The 23,414-nt window shown below is 28.0% G+C and carries 25 protein-coding genes; 4 read left to right on the plus strand and 21 right to left on the minus strand.

Annotated elements, in window-relative coordinates; genetic code table 11:
* From cmk to Q1J60_RS02865, 5 genes are all read right to left on the minus strand, one after another.
* Complete coding sequence (cmk, locus tag Q1J60_RS02845) at positions 1 to 654, minus strand: (d)CMP kinase (protein WP_300258222.1); 654 nt, start codon at positions 652 to 654, stop codon at positions 1 to 3.
* A 121-nt stretch (positions 655 to 775) separates the two neighbouring features.
* Positions 776 to 1,996 carry a BaiN/RdsA family NAD(P)/FAD-dependent oxidoreductase gene (locus Q1J60_RS02850; RefSeq protein WP_300258225.1) on the minus strand — a complete coding sequence of 407 codons (1,221 nt, stop codon included), beginning with the start codon at positions 1,994 to 1,996 and terminating at the stop codon, positions 776 to 778.
* Positions 1,997 to 2,217: 221 nt separating this feature from the next.
* Positions 2,218 to 3,093 carry a MurR/RpiR family transcriptional regulator gene (locus Q1J60_RS02855; protein ID WP_300258228.1) on the minus strand — a complete coding sequence of 292 codons (876 nt, stop codon included), beginning with the start codon at positions 3,091 to 3,093 and terminating at the stop codon, positions 2,218 to 2,220.
* Positions 3,094 to 3,124: 31 nt separating this feature from the next.
* Positions 3,125 to 3,676 carry a tRNA 5-(aminomethyl)-2-thiouridylate-methyltransferase MnmM gene (gene mnmM, locus Q1J60_RS02860; RefSeq protein WP_300258230.1) on the minus strand — a complete coding sequence of 184 codons (552 nt, stop codon included), beginning with the start codon at positions 3,674 to 3,676 and terminating at the stop codon, positions 3,125 to 3,127.
* Positions 3,677 to 3,681: 5 nt separating this feature from the next.
* Positions 3,682 to 4,392 carry a pseudouridine synthase gene (locus Q1J60_RS02865; RefSeq protein ID WP_300258232.1) on the minus strand — a complete coding sequence of 237 codons (711 nt, stop codon included), beginning with the start codon at positions 4,390 to 4,392 and terminating at the stop codon, positions 3,682 to 3,684.
* 216 nt (positions 4,393 to 4,608) lie between these two features.
* Between Q1J60_RS02865 and Q1J60_RS02870 the strand changes: the two genes are divergently transcribed.
* Positions 4,609 to 5,427: a TIM barrel protein gene (locus tag Q1J60_RS02870; RefSeq protein ID WP_300258235.1), complete on the plus strand. Its 819-nt coding sequence runs from the start codon at positions 4,609 to 4,611 to the stop codon at positions 5,425 to 5,427.
* 57 nt (positions 5,428 to 5,484) lie between these two features.
* On the opposite strand, the gene Q1J60_RS02875 is transcribed toward Q1J60_RS02870, so the two are convergent.
* A complete protein-coding gene (locus Q1J60_RS02875; RefSeq protein ID WP_300258237.1) occupies positions 5,485 to 5,721 on the minus strand; it encodes a hypothetical protein in 237 nt (78 codons plus the stop codon).
* Positions 5,722 to 5,845: 124 nt separating this feature from the next.
* On the opposite strand from Q1J60_RS02875, the gene Q1J60_RS02880 reads away from it, so the two are divergent.
* On the plus strand, positions 5,846 to 6,235 hold the full coding sequence (locus Q1J60_RS02880) for a PadR family transcriptional regulator (protein ID WP_300258239.1): 390 nt from the start codon (positions 5,846 to 5,848) through the stop codon (positions 6,233 to 6,235).
* Between the two features lie 98 nt (positions 6,236 to 6,333).
* Here the strand turns inward: Q1J60_RS02880 and Q1J60_RS02885 are convergent, their stop codons facing one another.
* The 14 genes from Q1J60_RS02885 to Q1J60_RS02950 all read right to left on the minus strand — a co-directional run bounded on the left by Q1J60_RS02885 (position 6,334) and on the right by Q1J60_RS02950 (position 18,291).
* Complete coding sequence (locus tag Q1J60_RS02885) at positions 6,334 to 7,149, minus strand: acetyl-CoA carboxylase carboxyltransferase subunit alpha (protein WP_300258241.1); 816 nt, start codon at positions 7,147 to 7,149, stop codon at positions 6,334 to 6,336.
* The gene (accD, locus tag Q1J60_RS02890) at positions 7,142 to 8,020 is read right to left on the minus strand and encodes an acetyl-CoA carboxylase, carboxyltransferase subunit beta (protein WP_300258243.1); all 879 of its coding nucleotides are present in this window, start codon (positions 8,018 to 8,020) and stop codon (positions 7,142 to 7,144) included. Before accD ends, Q1J60_RS02885 begins: the two co-directional genes overlap by 8 nt.
* Positions 8,013 to 9,365 (minus strand): acetyl-CoA carboxylase biotin carboxylase subunit, encoded by a 1,353-nt coding sequence (locus tag Q1J60_RS02895; protein WP_300258245.1) that lies wholly within the window; start codon positions 9,363 to 9,365, stop codon positions 8,013 to 8,015. Before Q1J60_RS02895 ends, accD begins: the two co-directional genes overlap by 8 nt.
* A gap of 11 nt (positions 9,366 to 9,376) precedes the next feature.
* Positions 9,377 to 9,796 (minus strand): 3-hydroxyacyl-ACP dehydratase FabZ, encoded by a 420-nt coding sequence (gene fabZ / locus Q1J60_RS02900; RefSeq protein ID WP_300258247.1) that lies wholly within the window; start codon positions 9,794 to 9,796, stop codon positions 9,377 to 9,379.
* Between the two features lie 2 nt (positions 9,797 to 9,798).
* Positions 9,799 to 10,290 (minus strand): acetyl-CoA carboxylase biotin carboxyl carrier protein, encoded by a 492-nt coding sequence (accB, locus tag Q1J60_RS02905; protein WP_300258250.1) that lies wholly within the window; start codon positions 10,288 to 10,290, stop codon positions 9,799 to 9,801.
* 11 nt (positions 10,291 to 10,301) lie between these two features.
* Positions 10,302 to 11,543, minus strand: a complete 1,242-nt coding sequence (gene fabF / locus Q1J60_RS02910) for a beta-ketoacyl-ACP synthase II (protein WP_300258252.1) — start codon at positions 11,541 to 11,543, stop codon at positions 10,302 to 10,304.
* A 14-nt stretch (positions 11,544 to 11,557) separates the two neighbouring features.
* A complete protein-coding gene (gene fabG, locus Q1J60_RS02915) occupies positions 11,558 to 12,298 on the minus strand; it encodes a 3-oxoacyl-[acyl-carrier-protein] reductase (protein ID WP_300258254.1) in 741 nt (246 codons plus the stop codon).
* A gap of 3 nt (positions 12,299 to 12,301) precedes the next feature.
* Positions 12,302 to 13,246, minus strand: a complete 945-nt coding sequence (gene fabD, locus Q1J60_RS02920; RefSeq protein WP_300258257.1) for an ACP S-malonyltransferase — start codon at positions 13,244 to 13,246, stop codon at positions 12,302 to 12,304.
* Between the two features lie 96 nt (positions 13,247 to 13,342).
* Entirely contained in the window at positions 13,343 to 14,317 is a 975-nt protein-coding gene (locus Q1J60_RS02925; RefSeq protein WP_300258259.1) for a beta-ketoacyl-ACP synthase III, read from the minus strand.
* Position 14,318: 1 nt separating this feature from the next.
* On the minus strand, positions 14,319 to 14,783 hold the full coding sequence (locus tag Q1J60_RS02930; protein WP_300258261.1) for a MarR family winged helix-turn-helix transcriptional regulator: 465 nt from the start codon (positions 14,781 to 14,783) through the stop codon (positions 14,319 to 14,321).
* 171 nt (positions 14,784 to 14,954) lie between these two features.
* Positions 14,955 to 15,455 (minus strand): deoxycytidylate deaminase, encoded by a 501-nt coding sequence (locus tag Q1J60_RS02935; RefSeq protein ID WP_300258263.1) that lies wholly within the window; start codon positions 15,453 to 15,455, stop codon positions 14,955 to 14,957.
* A gap of 219 nt (positions 15,456 to 15,674) precedes the next feature.
* Entirely contained in the window at positions 15,675 to 16,727 is a 1,053-nt protein-coding gene (locus tag Q1J60_RS02940) for an alanine racemase (protein ID WP_300258264.1), read from the minus strand.
* A gap of 180 nt (positions 16,728 to 16,907) precedes the next feature.
* Entirely contained in the window at positions 16,908 to 17,858 is a 951-nt protein-coding gene (locus tag Q1J60_RS02945; RefSeq protein WP_300258267.1) for an SPFH domain-containing protein, read from the minus strand.
* A gap of 19 nt (positions 17,859 to 17,877) precedes the next feature.
* Positions 17,878 to 18,291: an NfeD family protein gene (locus Q1J60_RS02950; RefSeq protein ID WP_300258270.1), complete on the minus strand. Its 414-nt coding sequence runs from the start codon at positions 18,289 to 18,291 to the stop codon at positions 17,878 to 17,880.
* Between the two features lie 314 nt (positions 18,292 to 18,605).
* On the opposite strand from Q1J60_RS02950, the gene Q1J60_RS02955 reads away from it, so the two are divergent.
* Together Q1J60_RS02955 and Q1J60_RS02960 are read left to right on the plus strand one after the other, a co-directional pair.
* Positions 18,606 to 20,513, plus strand: a complete 1,908-nt coding sequence (locus Q1J60_RS02955; RefSeq protein ID WP_300258273.1) for an NAD(+) synthase — start codon at positions 18,606 to 18,608, stop codon at positions 20,511 to 20,513.
* A 347-nt stretch (positions 20,514 to 20,860) separates the two neighbouring features.
* Positions 20,861 to 22,303 carry a tetratricopeptide repeat protein gene (locus Q1J60_RS02960; protein WP_300258276.1) on the plus strand — a complete coding sequence of 481 codons (1,443 nt, stop codon included), beginning with the start codon at positions 20,861 to 20,863 and terminating at the stop codon, positions 22,301 to 22,303.
* Positions 22,304 to 22,419: 116 nt separating this feature from the next.
* Here Q1J60_RS02960 and hisJ read toward each other — a convergent pair whose 3' ends face one another.
* Positions 22,420 to 23,244 carry a histidinol-phosphatase HisJ gene (hisJ, locus tag Q1J60_RS02965; RefSeq protein WP_300258279.1) on the minus strand — a complete coding sequence of 275 codons (825 nt, stop codon included), beginning with the start codon at positions 23,242 to 23,244 and terminating at the stop codon, positions 22,420 to 22,422.
* Between the last annotated feature and the right edge of the window lie 170 nt (positions 23,245 to 23,414).

The following is a 23,414-nucleotide window of genomic DNA, read 5'->3' on the forward strand; positions in this document are numbered from 1 at the left end:
TTATTTCTCCATATAACTAGATATCTTTTCAACTACTCCCATTATATCTATGCCAGTAGTATCAATTTCAATGGCATCCTCAGCTTTTCTTAGAGGATCTACTTCTCTATTAGAATCTAGGTAATCTCTTTTTATTATGTCTTGTAATATTTCATCATAATTAACTTCTATACCCTTTTCCATAAGCTCTTTGTATCTTCTATCTGCTCTTTCTTCTGGGCTAGCAGTTAAGAAAAACTTGAAATTAGCATCTTTTAATACAACTGTTCCAATGTCTCTTCCATCCATTATTACGCTATATTTTAAGGCCATTTTTCTCATAAGATTAACTAATCTTTCTCTTACTTCTCTTATTGAAGCATAAGCTGAAACATTTTTGCTTATGTTAGGCATAGTTATTAATGAGTTTATATTTTCTCCATTTAGTATAAGCTCATCATTTTCAAAATGCATATCCATTCCATCTATCATCTCTAATAATTTATCAACTTCTTCAGCTGAAATATTATTTTCTAAGGCTTTTAAAGTAACAGCTCTATACATAGATCCTGTGTTTATATACATTAAATTAAATTTTTCTCCTATTATTTTAGCAATAGTACTTTTTCCAGCTCCTGCTGGTCCATCAATAGCAACTGTAATTAGTTTATTCATAATCATTAAGTCCTTTCTCATAAAAACATTGTAAATTTTATACTCTTTATAAGTTTACTATAAAAATCCTATTAAACTAACTAAAATTTTTATTAACTTTATAGTAACTATAATTTAAAAACTAAATTGATTTTCCTGCTAAATATCCTGTTGATAAGGCTATTTGAACATTATATCCACCTGTAAAAGCATCTACATCTATAACTTCTCCTGCAAAATAAAGATTATCTACAATTTTTGATTGCATTGTTGAAGGGTCTATTTCTTTAGTTGAAACTCCTCCAGCAGTAACAATAGCTTCTGCTATATCTCTTAAACCTTTTACAGTAAAAGTTAAATTCTTTAATAGATTTAATAATGTTCTTCTCTCTTCCTTTGTTATAGAGTTAACCTTTTTATTTTCATTTATTCCAGATAACTCTATAATAACAGGTATAAGTTTCTTTGGAAGAAGTTCATCTAAAGAATTTTTAAAATCTTTATTTAAATTCTTTTTAAAGTCCTTTTGAATTCTTAAATCTAACTGTTTTTCTTCTAAGGCAGGCTTTAAATCTAGAGAAATTTCAAATTTCTCACCATCTTTTATGAATCTACTACCACTTAAAACAAGAGGTCCTGATATTCCAAAGTGAGTAAATAGCATCTCTCCCTGCCCACTATAAACTACCTTAGAATTTTTTTTATTCTTTATTTTAAGCTCTATATTTCTAAGAGATAGGCCCTGTAATTCACGAACCCATGACTCTTCTATTTCTATAGGTACTAAGGATGGTTTTGGTTCTACTATAGAGTGACCCATTTTTTTAGCTAAATCAAATCCTATTCCTGTTGATCCAGTAAGAGGATATGACTTACCACCGGTTGTTATTATAAAATAGTCACCTTTAACTTTTGAACCATTTTCTAAAATAACAGCTTCTATTTTGTTATTATTGAAAATAACATCTTTAACTTTACTATGTAATCTTAAGTTTACTCCTGATTCATTTAATACCTTTGATAATCCACTTATTATATCTGAAGATTTATCTGAATTTGGAAAAACTCTTGATCCTCTTTCTACCTTTAATTTAACTCCAGCATTTTCAAAAAAGTTCATTACATCAATATTAGTATAAGTGTATAATGCACTATATAAAAAATGTGGATTTCCTGGTATGAAATCAAAAAATTCACTTATATCCTTTGCATTTGTTACATTACATCTACCTTTACCAGTAATAAACAGCTTTTTTCCTATTCTTTCATTACCTTCTAAAAGAATAACTTCATGATTTTCTGCTGCAGATATTGCTGCCATCATCCCTGCTGGACCAGCGCCTATAACTATTACTTTAGCCAATTTATCAGCTCCTTAATTTAATTGAATCAAACTAATAATAAACTTTATTAAATGCATTTGTCAACAAATGCATTTCTTTAATATTCTATATAATTTCGAAAAATTAAGCTATATAAAGATATGTTTTATGAAGCTTATAAATTATATAATATAATAGAATAAAATTTATACTCTATGTTAAAATAATTTATATTTTCTTTATACCTTTACACAGCTTTTTCTTAAGGTTCTATATTATTTTTGTTATATGAATAAACATTATAATCTTTCCATATTTTTTCCAACTCACTAAATGTTGATGTTATCTTATCTTTTTCTCTTATACCAACAGCTATAATTAATGCATTTATTACACTTAAAGGTGCAACTAACGAATCTACAAATGAAGCCATATTACTTTGAGCTATAAGTGTATGATCAGATTGAGATGCTAAAGGAGAAATTAAGCTATCTGTAATAGAAACTATTTTAGCATTTCTAGTTTTAGCAAATTCCAAAGCATCTATTGTTTTTAATGCATATCTTGGGAAACCTATACCTATAACCAAGTCACCTTCCCCTAAGTTGAGCATTTGTTCAAAAGTATCGCTTATTCCATTTGAAATTATTCTTACATTATCTAATATTAAATTTAAGTAAAATCCTAAAAATTCTGCAAGAGCAGTAGAACTTCTAAGTCCTATTATATATATTCTTTTAGCTTTGAATATTTCTTTTACTACTTCATCAAAAGTTTTATGATTTATCTTTTCTAATGTTGATCTTATATTTTCTATATCAGCTTTTAAAACGCCTTTTAAAGCATTTTCTTCACTTATAAAGTCATTAGATAATTCTAATCTTTGGACACATGTTAATTTATTCTTTATTAATTCTTGAAGTGCTTTTTGTAACTTTGGATATCCTGAGAAACCAAGTTCTGTAGCAAATCTAACTACTGTAGATTCACTTACTCCAACATTATTTCCTAATTTAGCAGCAGTCATAAATGCGGCCTTATCATAATTCTTTAATATATATTCAGCTATAAGCTTTTGTCCTTTACTAAGCTTTGAAAACTTAACTTGAATTAATCTCATTAAATCTTTACTTTCCATTTTAAAAATCCTCTCTATACTTACTTAAATCTTATTTAAATTTCTTTTCAATAACAACTAAAGAAGGTGCACTCTTAGCTCTATTTGTAAATTTTGTGTGTAAAACACCATATTTATTTTTAGGTAATTTGCTTGTAAACTCAAGTACAGCATCTTTTTCTATTTTACCTTCCGTATGCCCACTATAAAGTGCTATTATCATTAACCCATTATCACCTAATAAATCTAATCCTATTTCTATACTTTTTAAAGTACTATGTGCAACCGTAGTTACTTCCTTATTATTACCAGGAAGATATCCTAAATTATAAACTATACAATCAACATTTTCTTCTTTTATGTAAGTTTCAAAGTTTTCATGTGAATCTAAAATAACTTCAACATTTTCTTTGTTCTTTAATTTATATGAATTTACTGCTTCTTCTTGTATATCAAAGGCGTACACCTTTTTAAATAATTTACTTAAAAAATCACAATCATGACCATTTCCTAATGTAGCATCTATTGCTATATTATTATGTTCTATGAAAGAAGTTATTATATTATGATATATATTACTTACATCGGATACATACTTAAACATAATTACTATAGAGATTTTATATAATTCTCTTCCGAACTACTTAAATATCTCCATTCTCCTTTCTTTAAATTCTTTAAAGTCAAGTTTCCAATAGCTTCTCTTTTTAAAGAAACAACTTCATGATTAAAAGCAGCACACATTCTTCTTATCTGTCTATTTTTGCCTTCATGAATGATTATCTTAATTTTACAGCTATTTGTGTATTTTTCTAATAATTTTATATCACATTCTGCTGTTTTATAATCTCCTATATCTACGCCTTTTCTAAAATTATTCATTTCTTCCTCTGTAAAAATCCCTTTTACTAAGGCAGTATATTCTTTATTTAAATTAACTCTTGGATGTATTATTTTATTATATACATCTCCATCATTAGTTAATAAAAGTAAACCTGAACTGTCATAGTCAAGACGTCCTATAGGATATATTCTTTCATTAACCTTTACTATATCTAATATAGTCTTTCTATTTTTTTCATCTTTATTTGTTGTAACATATCCTTCAGGCTTATTTAACATTATGTACACTTTATTTTCTTCTGGTCTTATTACTTTATTATTAACGCTAACAACATCCATTGATGGATTCACCTTAGTTCCAAGAGAATCAATAACAATGTCATTAACCTTTACTTTTCCACTGCAAATTATTTCTTCACATTTTCTTCTTGATGCGACTCCACACCTTGCCATGTATTTTTGCAATCTTTCTTCCATTTTTCACACTCCATATGATAGTTTCTATTAATAATTTTAAATAACTAAAGAAAAAAATGCAATATTTATTTCAAACAATTGCATTTTTTCAGAAAAAAAGTGAAAAAAACATCTATAAATTAACAATTTTAATAGATTGTAATTCATATTAAATAATAGTTTCTTTCCGTTGAATAATTCCTAGTGTTTTGCTATACTTTAATAAGAGGTGATAACATGAAAAAACTTTTATTTGGAATTTCAGGTTTACCAATAGGTGAAGAAGGTCAGAAATTCAACTACGCAACAGGAATTCAATACTTAAAAAAAATAGGATTAGAAGCTATGGAGCTTCCTTTTGTTAGATCAGTTAATGTTACAGATAAAAACAGAGATAAAATAATAGAAGCTAAAGAGAAAAATGATTTTTATCTTTCAGCTCATGGTTCTTATTTTATAAATTTAAATGCTGAAGAAGATGAAAAGAAAGATAAATCTATTGAAAGAATACTTAAAGGTGCAGAAGCATTAAAAAGTGTTGGAGGTAGAAGCTTAGTATTCCATCCAGGATTTTATTTAAAATCTTCAAAAGAAGAGACTTTAGAAGAAATAAAGAGAAACTTAAAGAAACTACCTTATGAAGGTGTAGACTATAGATTAGAAACTACAGGTAAAGGAACTCAATTCGGAAACCTAAAAGAATTAGTTGATATATGTAAAGAGGTACCATCTTGTAAACTATGTATTGATTTTTCTCATATACATGCTAGAGGAATTGGTGCTTTAAAAGAATATAAAGATTTTACTGAAATTTTAGAATATATAAAAGATAATTTAGGAAATGAAGCCTTAGAAGATTTACATATTCATATGTCTGGAATTCACTATACAGATAAAGGAGAAAGAAACCACTTACCTTTTTTAGAAAGTGATTTTAACTTTATTGAATGCTTAAGGGCACTTAAAGATTATAAAGTAAAAGGATGCATAATATGTGAAAGTCCTCTTTTAGAAAAAGACGCCTTATTATTAAAAGAAACTTATGAAAAATTATAAGATAGGAGATTTTCTCCTATCTTATTCAACTAATCTATATTCTAAATTAGATACTAATTAAAACCAGCCTCCGCCACAGTTTCCAAAACCACCACATCCTAATAGAAGAAGCCAAAGTAAAGGAAATCCTCCACAATTTCCAAATCCACAATTGCCAAAGCCTCCGCAATTGTTGAATCCACCACAGTTTCCAAAGCCTCCACAATTGCCAAATCCTCCACAATTATTTCCGCATCTGCATCCACAGTAATTTCTTCTACAACAATTGCATGAGCAACAACATTTTCTTGACATAATAGCCCACCTCATTTCTTTTGTATAGTACAGTATATTCAAGAAATCACAAATTGTTAATTACTTTTTGGAATAAATTGAGTTATACTTATAATATAAAATGTAAAATTGGAGGTGAAGTTTTTTGGATAGAAGAACTCGTATGGTTGCACCAAGAAATATTATAAATGCAAAACAATTATATTCTTTTTATGTATTAAAAGAACTTTCAAAGGGTCATGAAATTTTTGGCAATAAAGTTTTAGAAGCTTTTAGAGATGAATTTTCTAGTGCTCCTCTTCCATTCCCAGTCTCATCTAGTACAATTTATGATACACTTTATAGCTTAGAACAAAAGGGATTAGTTACAAGTTATTGGATAGGGGATGACTTTATAAATAAAAGAACAAAAAAGATGTATAGAATAACAGATCAAGGCAAAGAGTATTATAAACTTCACGTTGCTGATTATGTAGATGCATTAAGAAAAAACAAGTCGATAATAGATATACTAATAAAAATGCTTACAAACTAAATTTTAACTCGCTCTTTAAGTAAATATTAATTTTAAGAAGAGTTAATTTTAATAAAAAACACATGAGCTTAAAAACTCATGTGTTTTATTTTATATAATTATAGATTATTTTCTATATTTCTATATTTATTGTATCTTTTCTCTAACAAGGTGTCTAAATCTGTACCTTTTATTTCACCTAAGGTTTCTAAAATTGTCTTTTTAATATTTTGAGCCATTTTACTTGGATTTTTATGTGCTCCTCCCCTAGGTTCTTTTATTATTTTATCTATTATATTAAAGTTTTTTAAATCCTGAGCCGTTATTTTCATCACATTAGCAGCTTCTTCAGCTCTAGATGAATCCTTCCACAATATAGATGCAAATCCTTCTGGAGATAATATAGAATAGATAGAATGTTCTAACATAAATACATTATCTGCAACAGCTAAGGCTAAAGCTCCTCCACTTCCACCTTCTCCAATAACTATTGATATTATAGGAACCTTTAATCCCATAAGTTCAACTAAGTTTTGTGCTATAGCTTGACCTTGACCTCTCTCCTCTGCTCCTATACCACAAAAAGCTCCTGGAGTATCAACAAAACAAATGACAGGTCTTCTAAATTTTTCTGCTTGTTTCATAAGTCTTAATGCTTTTCTATATCCTTCTGGATGAGGCATACCAAAGTTTCTTTTTATATTTTCCTTTGTATTTTCACCCTTACATATACCTATAACAGTAAAACTTAGATTATTTAAAAGAGATATTCCTCCTATTATTGCTTTATCATCCCCAAAATTTCTATCTCCATGTAACTCTATAAACTCATCAAATATTTCATTTATATAAAATTTTGCATTAGGACGATTAGGATCTCTAGCTATTTTTACTTTATTCCATGCATCTGCTGTTCTTATTAGTTCTCTACTCATAATCCACCTCATGCATTCTTAAAAGAGAAGTTATTATTTGTTTTAAATCTTTTCTTTGTACTATCTTATCTATAAATCCTTTTTCTAATAAAAATTCTGCAGTTTGGAAATCATCAGGCAATTTTTCATTAATAGTTCCCTCTATTACCCGTCTGCCTGCAAAACCAACTAAACACCCTGGCTCACTTAATATGATATCGCCTTCCATGGCAAAGCTAGCAGTTACCCCACCAGTAGTAGGATTTGTTAATACTGTAATATATAATAAGTTCTCTTGACCATGTTTATAAATTGCACCACTAACCTTTGCCATTTGCATAAGAGAGTATATCCCCTCTTGCATTCTTGCTCCTCCAGAGCAAGTAAATATTATTAAAGGAAGTCTATTTTTAGTTGCATATTCAATGGCTCTAGTAATCTTTTCACCAACAGCAGTTCCCATACTTCCCATCATAAAATTAGAATCCATTACACAAAGAACTACTTTTCTCTGAGCAATATAAGCTTCTCCTGTCACAACTCCTTCAATAACATGACTTTTCTTTTGATATCCTTTAATCTTCTCTTCATATCCTTTAAAGTCTAATGGGTTTTTTCCAACCATTTTTTTGTCAAACTCAACAAAACTATTTTCATCTGTTAAATATTTAATTCTTTCATATGCTCCTAGTTTGAAATGATGACCACAATTAGGACACACATTAAAATTTTCTTTTAAATCTTCAGTATATAATATTTTTGCACACTTTTCACACTTACTCCACATACCAGATGGTATATTTGGTTTTTCATCTTCATTTAATTCAGTATCATTTAATTCAACTGAACTAACAGTTATATACTTTCTTTTGTTTAATAAATTCTTAATCATACTTATTCACCAACTTTTCAGATAAAAATGAAGTATTATAAGTACCATTTTTAAAATCTTCATGATCTAATATTAAAAAGTGATAGTCTATGTTACTTGTTATACCATCAATAGCAAATTCATCTAAAGCCCTTTTCATTTTAGAAATTGCTTCTTCTCTATCTTTACCATGAACTATTAGCTTACCTATCATTGAATCATAACAATGGGGTATCTTATATCCAGAATAAATTGCTGTATCTAAACGAACTCCAAATCCACCTGGAAAATTAATTTCCTTTATTAAACCAGGACATGGCATAAAGTTTTTACTTGGATCTTCAGCATTTATTCTACATTCTATGGAGTGACCATTTATCTTTAAATCATCTTGAGTTATTTCTAATTCCTTACCAGATGCAACCTTTATTTGTTCTTTAACAAGATCAATACCTGTTATCATTTCAGTTATAGGATGTTCAACTTGTATTCTTGTGTTCATTTCCATAAAATAAAATTGACCATTTTTATCTAATAAAAATTCAATTGTCCCAACATTGCTATAGTTTACAGCTTTAGCTGCTCTAACTGCAATCTTACCAAGTTTATCCCTTTGCTCATCATTCAAAATTGATGAAGGAGCTTCTTCTAAAACTTTTTGATTTTTTCTTTGAGCTGAACAATCTCTCTCAAAAAGGTGAATGGCATTTCCTTGTTTATCGCATAATAATTGAACTTCTATATGTTTAGGCTTTTCAACAAATCTCTCAATGTAAATTTTATCATCATCAAAGTTTGCTTGAGCCTCTGACTTGGCTGTATTGTAACTTTGAATAAAATCTTCTTCTTTATAAACTATTCTTATTCCTTTTCCACCACCACCTGCAGAAGCCTTTACTATTACAGGAAATCCTATTTTTTTAGCTATTTTTAAAGCAAACTCTGGACTATCAATTTCACCTTCATATCCAGGTACAACAGGAACATCAGCCTTTTTCATTATTTCTCTTGCCATAGCTTTATTTCCCATAAGTTCTATAGCTCTCCAGTTAGGACCAATAAACTCAATATTACACTCTTCGCACATTTTGGCAAATCTTGGATTTTCAGATAAAAAACCAAATCCTGGATGAATAGCTTCAGCACCTGTTAGAACACAAGCACTTAATATATTTTGAATATTTAAGTAACTTTCTTTAGAATTCCACGGTCCTATACAAACTGCTTCATCAGCTAACTGCACATGTAATGCATCTTTATCTATTTCAGAATAAACAGCTACAGTAATAATTCCTAATTCTCTACAAGCACGTATTATTCTAACAGCTATTTCACCTCTATTTGCTATTAATATCTTTTTAAACATAATTAAATCACCTAACCTATTGCAAACATAATTTCTCCAGAACAAGCGATTTTTCCATCTACAGTAGCTGTAGCTTTACCAAATCCAATACTTCCTCTAAGTTTTATTATTTCAACTTCAAGTCTTAGAGTATCACCTGGTAAAACTTGCTTTTTAAATCTAAGTTTATCTATTCCTGCAAAGAAAGGAGTTTTTCCTTTAAACTCTTCTTTGTTTAACATTGCTATAGCTCCAGCCTGAGCTAAAGCCTCAACTATTAAAACCCCTGGCATTACTGGATAATCTGGAAAATGTCCTTGAAAAAAAGGTTCATTTATTGTTACATTCTTATATGCTATAACTTTACTTTCAGTTATCTCTTCTACTTTATCAACAAGTAAAAAAGGATATCTATGAGGAAGTATTTCTTTAATCTCATTTATATTCATCATAATTATACTCTCCTAACTTTAAATAATGGTTGACCATATTCAACCATATTTCCATTTTGAACTAATATATCAACAATTTCTCCAGATACTTCACTTTCAATTTCATTCATAAGTTTCATAGCTTCAACTATACATAAAACATCTCCTGAAGAAATTTTGCTTCCTATAGAAACATAACTCTTTTCTCCAACTCCAGGTGATTCATAGAATGTGCCTACCATAGGTGAAGTAACTAAATATAAGTCTTCATCATGAACTAAATCTTCTTTAGACTGTGATTTAACTTCTTCAGTATTCGAAATTGATTCATTCTTTTCTTCTGATATTTCAATTTTTTCTGTTCTTTCTAGATTTGAAGCTTTATTTTCTTTTACTAAATTTCTAGTTAGTGATTTATCCATCTTTATATATGAATTATCTACTTTAACTTCAAAATAAGCAATATTAGAAGAATCGATTTTATCTATAAGTTCTTTAATCTCATTAAGGTTCATAATTTCAACTCCTAATCCCACTTTTTAAATAATAATGATGCATTATGACCACCAAAACCTAACGCATTATTGATTACATAATTTAATTCTGTTTCTCTACCTTCATTTACAACATAATCTAAGTCACATTCTTCATCAGGAACTTTATATCCTATTGTTGGTGGAATAAATCCTTCTTCTAAAGCCTTAACACATATTACTGATTCTATAGCTCCAGCTGCCCCTAATAAATGACCAGTCATTGATTTTGTTGAAGAAACTGGTATATCATAAGCTTTTTCACCAAAACATCCTTTAATAGCTAAAGTTTCAAATTTATCATTTAAAGGAGTACTTGTTCCATGTGCATTTATATATGAAATTTCATCCTTATTTATTCTTCCTTCTTCTATAGCTTCTTCTATAGCTCTTTTAGCTCCATCACCTTCTGGATCAGGTGAAGTTATATGATATGCATCACAAGTTGCACCATATCCTATAATTTCTCCATAGATTCTAGCTCCTCTTTTCTTAGCGCTCTCTAAACTTTCTAATATTAATATTCCAGCACCCTCTCCCATAACGAATCCAGATCTTTCTTTATCAAAAGGTATTGAAGCTCTTTTAGGATTATTATTAGTATTTAATGCTTTAAGATTAGTAAATCCTGCAATAGCAGCTCTAGTTATAGAAGCCTCTGATCCACCAGATATAACTATATCTGAATATCCATGCTTTATACTTCTATAAGCTGCACCTATAGAACTTATCCCTGTAGCACAAGCAGTAACTAGTGATTCACACACACCTTTTGCACCATACTTAATAGCAATATTTCCAGCGACTAAGTTTATTATTCCTGATGGAATTGCAAAGGGTGAAACCCTATTTGGTCCTTTTTTTAATAAAACATCAAATTGTGCTTCTAAGGTACCATATCCTCCTATTCCTGAACCAACTATAACTCCTACTCTATTTGGATCTACATTTTCATCATTTAAATCTAATTTAGCATCTTTCATTGCTTCTTCTGTAGCCACAAGAGCAAAATGAGTAAATCTATCTAAACGCTTAGCTTCCTTTTTATCTATAAAATCTTCTGCATTGAAATTTTTAACTTCTCCTGCAATTTTAACTTTATAATCACTAGCATCAAATAAAGTTATTTCATCAATTCCACAAACCCCTTTTTTAGTATTTTCCCAAAATTCATTCACATTATTTCCAGTTGGTGTAATTGCTCCCAATCCCGTTATAACAACTCTATTTTCCATAATAATAATTCCTCCTACATTACCATTCCGCCATCTACATTTATGACTTGACCTGTTATATAATTTGCTACATCTGATGCTAAGAATCCTACTAAGTTAGCAACATCTTCAGGTTCTCCTAATCTTTTTAAAGGAATATTTTTAGACGCTTCCTCTTTAACTTTTTCAGATAAAGAAGCAGTCATATCAGTATTTATAAATCCAGGTGCTACAGCATTTACAGTTATTCCTCTGCTTCCTAATTCTTTAGCTAATGATTTAGTTAATCCTATAACACCAGCTTTTGATGCTGCATAATTTACTTGACCAGCATTCCCAACTATACCTACAACAGAAGTCATGTTTATAATTTTACCAAACCTTTGTTTCAACATTATGGCAGAAGCATGTTTTGCACAATTAAATGTACCTTTTAAGTTTACATCTATCACACTATCAAAATCTTCTTCTTTCATTCTCATAATTAAAGTATCCTTTGTTATACCTGCATTATTAACAAGTATATCTATCTTTCCAAATACTTCTTTACATTTGTCAATAAAATTTTTAGAATCTTCAAAATTGCTTATATCACATTTTACAGTAAGAACTTTTACTCCTTTTTCTTCTAAAATGGCTTTTAATTCTTCTGCTTCTTTATCAGAATTTCTATAATTTATAACAATGTTAGCTCCTTCATGAGCTAATTTTAAAGCGATTGCTCTTCCAATACCTCTTGTTCCACCAGTTACTATTGCTACTTTATCTTTTAACATAGGTTAAAGTACCTCCATCTCTCTTAATTTTGATAATGTTTTTTCTAAAGATTTTAAATCTTCTACATTAAGTACTGTAACATTTTTATTTATTTTTTTTACAAATCCACTTAAAACTTTACCTGGACCTATCTCAATAAAAGTATCTACACCACTTTCAATCATTTTTTCTATATCCTTTATAAATAAAACAGGTTTTTTAACTTGAAAAGTTAAAAGTTCTATTACATCATCTTCTTCTAAATAGGATTCTCCCTTAACATTAGACATAACAATTCTATTTAATTTGTTTATTGAAATTTTATTTAACTCATCTTCTAATTTTTCAGCTGCTGGTTGTAACATTGAACAATGAAATGGCGCTGATACAGGTAATTTTATAGCTCTTCCACCGGCTTCTTTTATAAATTCCATAGCTTTTTCTAAAGCAACTAATTCTCCAGAAATAACAATTTGACCAGGCGAATTATAATTTGCCCCTTCAACTATTCCATATGGAGAACTTTTTTCTATTATTTCGTCAACTTGTTCTGGAGTCATTCTTAAAACTGCAACCATTCCACCAAGGCCTTCTGCAACAGCTTCTTGCATAAATTTACCTCTTTTTTTTACTAGCTTAACTCCATCTTCAAAATTAATGGCATCACTATGAATAAGTGCAGAATATTCTCCTAAACTTAATCCACAACTTATATTGGATTTAACTCCCAATTTATCTAGTACTGTAAGTATAGCCATATTTGTAGTTATTATTGCAGGCTGAGTAAATTCAGTTTTATTTAATAATCCTTTAGGGTCATTAAAACAAAGTTCTTCCATATCTATACCTAAAGCATCACTACTTCTTTTAAATACTTCTTTACTTTCTTCAAAGTTATCAAAGAATTCTTTGCCCATTCCTACATATTGGGCCCCTTGCCCTGCAAATAAAAATCCTAGTTTAGCCATTAAAATACCTCCCAAAATTTAACGTATTAAAAATAAATATATCTATAATTATATTCTCATTTATTATTATTTTCTAGATTTTTGTTTTTTCATTAACTATAGCTTAATTAAAGCAGCTCCCCAAGTAAGGCCTCCACCAAAGCCAACCAGTATTATGTTGTCTCCTTTTTTCAAGTTACCTTCATCTATTGACTCACAAAGTGCTATTGGAATACTTGCTCCTGATGTATTTCCATAATTCTGTAAATTAGTTATGAACTTTTCTCTTGGTATTCCTAACCTTTTAACTACATAATCTATAATTCTTAGATTTGCTTGATGGGGAATTATAGCAGCTATTTCTTCTATTTTTATATTTTCTTTTTCTAAAATCTCTACTATACTTTCTTCCATTACTCTCGTTGCAAACTTAAATACTTCTCTTCCATTCATGTTTATGTAATTTTCAGAAACTTCTTTTCCAGATTTAAAAGGACTATTTAATGGCAAACCCTGAATAATAAGGGAATCTCCCTTAGAACCATCGGATTTTACATTGACACATTTTATTCCACACTCTTCTTCTGTACTTGTAATAACAGTAGCTCCTGCTCCATCTCCAAAAAGAACACAACTTCCTCTGTCTTCCCAGTTAAGTACTTTTGATAAAGTTTCTGCACCTATTACTAAGACATTTTTAGCTTCACCTGATCTTATTAAAGATCTTCCTAATTTAAGTGCATATATAAATCCAGTACATGCTGCATTTATGTCAAAGGCCCATGCATTTTTAGCTCCCAACTTATCTTGCACAATACAAGCTGTAGATGGAGTAAAATTATCTGGAGTTACAGTAGCTAATATTATTAAATCTATTTCTTCCGCACTTAACCCAGCTTGACTTAAAGCCTTTTTACTAGCCTCTACTGCTAAATCAGAAGTATTTTCATCTAATGAAATGTATCTTCTTTCTATTCCAGTTCTAGTTCTAATCCACTCATCGCTAGTTTCTAAAAATTCTTGTAATTTTTCATTTTCAACTAAATTTTTAGGTGTATATAAGCCAAATCCTATCATTTTAGCATTTTTCATATTAAACCTCCTTTGATTTCATAAGTTCTAGTTTCTTTTGAAAGAACTTATCTAACTTATCCAAAGAACTTATTAAAACTTCTTCTTCACTAACATCTAGTTCCTCTAAGACATGATCTATCATTTCTTCATGAAATTTTTCATGTACTTTATAAGCTAGAGTTCCTTTCTCTGTAAGTTCTATCATAACAACTCTTCTATCTTCTTCTATTCTTCTTCTATTTACATATCCTTTTTTTATTAATTTATTTATAGCAGTTGTTAAAGTACCTACTGTTATTTTTAAATCCAATGCCACCTCTGACATTGTTCTTGCTTTCTCTATCCCTATAGCCTCTATAGTATGCATTTCTGTTATAGATAAATCATTAAAAGGTACACTTTTTAATGCAAATTCCTCTATTCTCAAAATATTATTAAATAATTTTACTAAAATATTGTTTAATACTAATTCACTTTCCTTCATCCTAAAATCGCTCCCTTATTTCAAAATCATTAGATATAAAATTCAAGTACTTTGAATATCAAACCAAATATTTTGATATTCAAAATATACTATATCAAATAAAAATTGTCAACTATTATAAATTTTATTTTAAAATAAACCCCATAGTATTATCTATGGGGTTTATTTATTTTAAACATCCTCTGGCTTAAATGATATTAATAAATTTTCTCTGTCGCTTCCTAAATATCTATACTTTACATTTGCTTTATCAAACATAAATTTAGATGCCTTAACAATATCAGTATCCTTATATTTATCTGAAAGGTATATCACTTCAGTTATCCCAGCTTGAATTATTGCCTTAGCACATTCATTACAAGGAAATAAAGTAGCATATACTCTGCAGTTTTTAACATTCTTACCTGTACTATTTAAAATGGCATTAAGTTCAGCATGACATGCATATGGATATTTTGTTTCTAAAAAATCTCCCTTATTTCCCCAAGGTAAATCATCATCTGAACACCCCTTAGGAAAACCGTTGTATCCAATACCTACTATTTTATTATCATTATCAACTATGCAAGCTCCAACTTGAGTGTTTGGATCTTTGCTTCTTTTAGCACTAATTAATGCCACTCCCATAAAATACTCATCCCACGAAATATAATCTTCTCTTTTGCTAATCATATTAACCCTCCTAAATAGAAACTTAACACTAATTTTAAAGTTTTTTTATTTTTTTTCAAGTGTTTAAAAAAATTCATTATTATTATTCTCTTAAATTTATCATTAGCATCATTCTTTTTAGTCTATATTAAAAGGTAGTGTTTTAACTCTTAAAATATTACAAAAACATAAGACTAGATTTGTTTAGCCTTATGTTTCTTAAAAATATAAATTTTCTTTTTAATAAATATATCTTTTTTCTATGCTTGAATCTGATATTATAGGTGAGATATCAACTTTTAAAACTGAATCTTTAGAGCAATTTTCCATAGAGATAATAGTTATATTCATATTTACTTTTCCTAATATTTTTATAGGTATATTGTTGTTAAATATTACACTTCTTTCTTTAAATCTTCTATAAATCATTCTAAATATATCATAGAAAACATTATTTTTAATCTCTCTACTTATACCTAAACCATGAACATTACCACATTCAATTATTCCTATTTCCATATCCTTATCAGCCTTAAAAAGACAACCATATCCTACGGTTTGTCCTTTTGAAACTTTATAAGTATTTACTGGTTTTGCATAGTATTCATAAGTTTTTTTAATTCCCTTATTAAAGCCTATATATCCATAAAGCACATTACCAACTCTTGCACCTGTAGTAAAATCGCAAGCTTTTCTTAATTGATCATTTACAATAGCACTTGAAGCCATACAGTGTATTATTCTTACTTTATCTTTGTACTTTTCAACTGTAGATTTAAATAATTCTATTTGTTTTAAGGTATAATTAACATCTTTAGCATTATGTAAATGAGTATAGATACCATCTATTTCAAGATTAGGGAATTCATTTTTAACTCTTTCTATAAATGAATCTAACTTTTCTGGCTTTATACCCATTCTGTTCATACCTGTATCTACATATATATGTACTCTTTTCTTTGTTTCATTATCTAATTCATTTAATATTCCCTCATTATCTAAAGTTAATATTAAATTATCTCTTTCATCTTTAAAATCATCTTTTGTACATAAAGGTGATAAAATAAGTATATCCTTATTTATATTATCTAAGCATAAACTTTCATCAATATTACCTACTGCTATTATGTCAACCTTATCTTGTATAAATTCAGCAATATTTTTACTGCCTAATCCATAAGCATCTCCTTTTATAACTGCAATTAGCTTTTTATCCTGTATTAAATCTCTTATTACATTTATATTATTCTCTATATTTTTTAAATCTACATCGCACCAAAAAAAATTACTCATTTTAAAATCCTCTTTCTACATTGAAATTACATTTTATATGATAACATTTTTTTATAAATATATAAATTACTAATTTATACCTAAATAAAAAAATCCCTCTACTCTTTAGAGTAAAGGGAAAACTTAATGCCTACGTAAGCCCTTTTTAAAGGCTCAAAAATAGTATATTCATTATTAGTATTATTTATTCTCTTTATTTTCTTTTAAAATATCAGCAATAGCTGCTATACTTCCTAAAGAAGAAACGGCTTCATTAGGTAAAATAAGCTTGTTAGCTGGGTTAGCTGCCATTTCTTTTAATGCTTCAACCTGTTTTAAAGCAATTACTACTTCATTAGTTCCAGATTCAATTATTGAAGTATTTATTCTTTCAATAGCTGCAGCTTCTGCCTTTGAAACCTCTTCAATAGCTCTAGCCTTACCTTCTGCTTCAAGTAATTGAGATTCTTTTAACCCTTCAGCATGTCTAATGTTAGCTTCTTTTTCAGCCTCAGCTCTTAAAATTTTAGCTTGCTTTTCAGCTTCTGCTCTTGCTATTTCACTTTGCTTTAAACCTTCAGCTTGTAATATAGTAGCTCTCTTATCTCTTTCTGCCTTCATTTGTTTTTCCATAGCATCTTGAATTTCGGCTGGAGGAATTATATTTTTAATTTCTACAGAAAGTATTTTTATACCATAAGCATCTGTTATAGAATCTATTATTGTTAAAAGCTCTAAGTTTATTTTATCTCTTCCTGATAAAACTTCGTCTAAAGACATATTACCTACTATGTTTCTCATATTTGTTATTGTTGAATAAACTATACCTGATTTAAAATCTTCTATATTATAAACAGCATCTTTAGCATTTAATACTTTATAGAATATAACATTATCAATTTCAATTTTTACGTTATCTTTTGTTATTACATATTGTGGAGGTATATCTAAAATCTGTTGCTTTGTTGAAATTTTCTTTCTTACAAAATCAGCAAAAGGAATAACTAAGTGCCAACCAGGCTCTAAAATTTTACTAAATTGTCCAAAACGTTCTAATACATAAACATATCCTGTATTTACAACCTTTATTGATGAAATTGCTGCAAATACCACTATTAATAGTAAGATTATAACAATTACAGTAGCTACCATGAGTAACCCCTCCTAGTTTTTATTTTTTTATTAGAATTTTATTTCCTTCTATTCCTATAATCTCGACCTCTGTGCCTTTCTTCAATGGTCCACTAACACTTTTAAATGTCCAATAAATCCCCTCAAACTTAATTAATGCTGAATCTTCTACATTTTCATCTAATATCATTTTTTTTCCTATATATGATTGTTCCATAGTTTTTGTTCCTAAGTTATCTATCTTTATATTTCTTTTAATTTTAGGATAAACATAGAAGAAAAAGAAAATTGTTATTATGGAAAATAGTATGAATTGTACTATTATATTCACATCTAGAAATGCTAATACTAAACCACCTAAAGCTCCAAAGGAAAATCCAACAAATAGAACATCAGAACTTAAATAGTCTATTATTATTCCAGATAGAATAACTACTACCCAAAGCCATAGCATAGTTTTCCCTCCTTTTTTATCATTAATATTAACTTTTTATTAATATTTACTTTATTATACAGTTTATACATTATTTTTTCAAGTACTATTTCAAACTTTTTAAAATAATATTTTAAAACACACTAAGAGTTAATAAATACTATTTATCTCTAGTTGATTTTCTTATCAATTCACATTAATATTTAATATGTAGTTTTTTTTAGTAAAAGTTACTATTATTAAGAAAATATTATTTAAAAATCTAATTTTACTTAAAGGATAAACTTTTATTACTATAGAAATACTAAAAATAAAAATATACTGGAGATGATGCTATGGATTTCATAAAAGTAGGTGCAGCTTCACCTAAAGTAAAAATAAGCGATACAAAATATAATCTTAAAGAAATAGAATCTATGATTTTAAATGCTATAGAAGAAGAAGTTAAGGTTTTAGTTTTTCCTGAGCTAAGTATATCAGCATACTCTTGTGGAGATTTATTTACCAATGAAAAATTAATTAAAAATTGCAATTTAGCAATAAAAAATCTAGTTGAATTTTCTAAAAATAAAGATATTTTAATCGCTGTTGGTTCTCCTTTTTTATATAGATATTCCTTATATAATTGCGCATATGTAATATTAAATGGAGAGGTTTTAGGTATAGTTCCTAAAAGCTATATACCAAACTACTCTGAGTTTTATGAAAAAAGATGGTTTACAGAAGGATTTAATATAAAAGGAATAAATGTTGATTTAGGTTTTCAAAAACAAGTACCTTTTGGAACAGATTTAATATTCTCATTCAAAAATTTAAAAATAGGTTTTGAAATTTGTGAAGATCTTTGGGTTACTATACCTCCTAGCTCTAATTTAGCTTTAATGGGCGCTAACCTTATTTGTAATCTTTCAGCTTCTAATGAGCTTGTATCAAAAAGTTCTTATAGAAAATCACTAGTTCAAAGTCAAAGTGCTAGAACAATTTGTTCTTATATTTATTCTTCAGCAGGAGTTCATGAATCAACTACAGATTTATTATTTAGTGGTCACATGATAATAGCTGAAAATGGAACTATTATAAAGGAAAATAATAGATTCAAAAGAGAAAATGATTTATTAACTGGTATAGTTGATTTATTTAAATTAGATGCAGAAAGAATAAAAAATATAAGTTTTAGAAATTCAACTTTTAATGAAAATAATGAACCTAGATTTATTCCTTTTAATTTAAAAAATACAAAAATTAAAAACTTTAATAGAGAAATAGATAAACATCCTTTCTTACCAAAATCTAAGTATGCTATGGAAGCACGTTGTGAAGAAATATTAAGTATTCAATCGGCTGCTCTTGCTAAAAGATTAGAGCATACAAATCTTAAGAAAGCAGTAATTGGTATTTCAGGAGGATTGGATTCTACCCTTGCATTATTAGTTGTGGTAAAAACCTTTGATATGCTAAATATACCAAGAGAAAATATAATAACTATAACTATGCCTGGTTTTGGAACTACAGATAGAACATATAATAATGCAGTAACTCTATGCAAAGAACTTCACTGTGATTTTAGAGAAATAAATATAGTGAAAGCTGCTCTTCAACATTTTGAAGATATAGGACATAATAAAGATATTCATGATGTAACATATGAAAATGTTCAAGCAAGAGAAAGAACTCAAATCCTTATGGATTTAGCTAATAAGGAAAGTGGATTATTAATCGGTACTGGAGACCTTTCTGAATTAGCCTTAGGATGGTGCACTTATAATGGAGATCATATGTCAATGTACTCAGTAAACAGCTCTATTCCTAAAACCTTAGTTAGATTCTTAGTAAATTTTTTTGCTAATCATGAAATTTCAAATGATGCTAAGAAAGCTTTATTAGATATTTTAGATACTCCTGTAAGTCCAGAATTATTACCAAAAGATAAAGAAGGTAAAATAGCTCAAAAGACAGAAGATATTGTTGGACCTTATGAACTTCATGATTTCTTCTTATATCATTTTATAAAACACGGATCAAGTCCTGAAAGAATACTATTTTTAGCTAAAGAAGCATTTAAAAATGATTACGATGAAGAAACTATAAAAAAATGGCTAGATAAATTTATAAGAAGATTCTTTACTCAACAATTTAAGCGTTCTGCTCTTCCTGATGGACCAAAGGTTGGTTCTATATCACTTTCTCCTAGAGGAGATTGGAGAATGCCTTCAGATGCCACATATAACGACTTTTTAATTTAAAAATATTTAAATATGAACTATAACCAATATCTTTACATTATTTTTGATTAATAAAAAATAATTTTAGACTTTGTTTATAGTTCTTTTTTGTTAATTTATAATTCTTATTTCAAAATTAATTTTAAAAATATAATAAAACCTTAAATAAATTAAATTTAATATTTTCACTGCTTTTTCATATAAAAAATATTATTTTGTAAAAAAAATAACAACATTGACATAGTTTTGCCAAAAATATATTGTAAACTTTTATGTATATAATGTATAATTAGAATTTAGACAGATATTTATTTATTTTATCGAAATATGTTTGATAAAAATTATAAAAAAGGAGGAGCTATAAAGCTATGAGTAAATATGATAAAAAACTTAAAAAAGCATTAGCTCAATATGAAAATGGAAATTATGAAGAAGCATTAAATATATGTGAAAAAGTGCTTGATAAGGACTATAATAACGAAGAAGCACTTATATTAGAAGGTAGAATACTTGAAAAACTTAACAGAATAAGTGATGCTATTGTTTCTTGGAAAATAAATGCTGAGTACAACAACAATGAAGAAGCTAGAACAAAACTTGATAAATTTAATAATTTAGATGAAAAAAAACTAGCAATGAGTACTATATTTAGTGAAACTATGAAGGATGAAATTAAGGCTAGACTTCAAGAAGAAGCTCAAAAAGAATATGCTAAGCAGTTAGAAAAAAGAGATTCTGAAATTAAGCCATTATCTAAACACACTGAAAAAGAAAAAGAGAAAGAAAATAAAAAAGTGGAGCAAGCTCCAGTTATTAAGATTAATAAGGAAAAACCTAGAGAAGATGTTAAGATTGATGACATAAAAATGAATGAGCCAGTAAAAGAAACTTCAAATACTGAAAGTAATCACCTTGATAATGTGACAAAGGTAGATTTCAATAAAAAAGCTGAAGTTAAAGAGTTTAATGACAAATCCAAGTCTAAAGATAAACCTAAGGATGATAATGAATCTAAAATCATTAGTACTCCTAACTTTAAAAACGAAAAATCAAATTCAATAAAATCTAACAAAAAGAAACCAGTTAAGTATATAGCTGTAGCTGTTTCAGGTGCTATAGTCCTATTACTTGCTTATGGAATAACAAAAAATATAAAAACTACAGATGCTAGTAAAAATCAAATAACAGCAAGTGAAGAAACTACTAATAATTCTAACAAGGCTGAAAACTCAACTGACAATAAGACAAATGAAGATTCAAAACCAGAAACTAAAACCCTTACTGCAGATGAATTAAATAAAGCTATTAGTAAGAATGATATAAATTCTCTTTACACACTATTAACTTCTACTCCTAAGGATAAAGTACCTAAAGATGCATTAGATGCTTATAATAAGGCAGAAAATTTAATGAAAACTGATGGAATTAAAGATTTCTATTTAAAAGGATTAGATTTATTTAAAGAGAAAAAATATGAGGATGCTCTTAAGGACTTTGAAAAAGCAAACGCCTTTTCATCTGACTCTTATTTGAGACCTCACTTAATTTACTTCATGGGAACTTCTTATGAAAACTTAGATAAAAATACAGAGGCAATAAAATATTTCCAAGAATATTTAAAAGATTATAAGGCAAAGCCAGATTCTGACGATCTTATGTACACACCTCAATGTTTATATAACTTAGCTATTTTATATAATAAAGAAGGTAATAACGCTGAATCTAAAAAATATGCTCAAGAAATTGAAAATGATTATCCAAATACAATGTTCTATAATGACGTTACTAAAAAAATCATATACGGTAAATAATAAAAAAAGCACAAGGAAATATTCCTTGTGCTTTTTTTATTATTTATAAATTAAAGCTTTATAGATAATTATTCTATTTTTAATAAATTAATTTTAAATATAAAAAGTATAAGTCTTTATATTGCTTCTAAATCTGGGAAAATCATATTTGCAACCTTCTCAAATTCTACTCCAACATATTTTGAACTATGAGAATCTGATCCTAATACCATTGGTATATTATATTTTAAACATAAATCTAAAAATATTCCTTGAGGATGTACTTCTCCACATTTCTTTCTTCTAAGCCCTGAAGTATTTAAATCAATTTCATAATTGCCTTTTTTCATTTCTTTTAGAATATTCTCTAAAAGTTTAATATTATATTTTTCGTTAGGAAAATCTTCTTTATACTTTCTAACTAAAGTTGGATGTCCTATTCTTTTAGGTTTAAAGGCTCCTAAATCGCATTTAATTGACTTTAGAATAGTTTCATAATATAAATCATAAAGTTTGTCCATTCCGCCAATTTTCTTTAATAATTCACCAATCATATCTGATCCATTACCTATTTGGTAATATTCTCCCTCAAACTTTACTATATGAACTGAAAGAATTGCATCATCTAAATATTTTCCATATTTATTTAATATAGCTTTAGTTTCTTCTTCATACCCTTCCACATAATCAACTTCTAATCCTACATTAACTTTAATTTTATCCTTAACCTTTTCTTTTAGCTCAGTTATTGCTTTTATATAGTCATCTAATCTTTCCATAGATAAAGCACTATTCTTTCTTGGAGAAGGATCTTCAATAGGTAGTGGCATATGTTCTGTAAAAGTTATTTCTGTAATACCATTTCTTAATGCTGTATCAATGTACATATCTAAACTATCATCGCTACCATGTGGGCAATAAATACTATGAACATGTCCATCTCTTTTTGTGTTTAAAATCATTTTATCCTCCGTATATATGCTGCCATAAATTTTATCAAAATCTAAAATATTAATTTAGACCTAAAAAATTAAAAACTATAAAAATAAACTTTTATAATTTACAATTAGTTTTTAATCCATTTATATTATACCTTATTAAATCAATAAGACAATATACTACGAATTACTAA

Source organism: Clostridium sp., from assembly GCF_029258205.1.
Lineage (GTDB): Bacteria > Bacillota > Clostridia > Clostridiales > Clostridiaceae > Sarcina.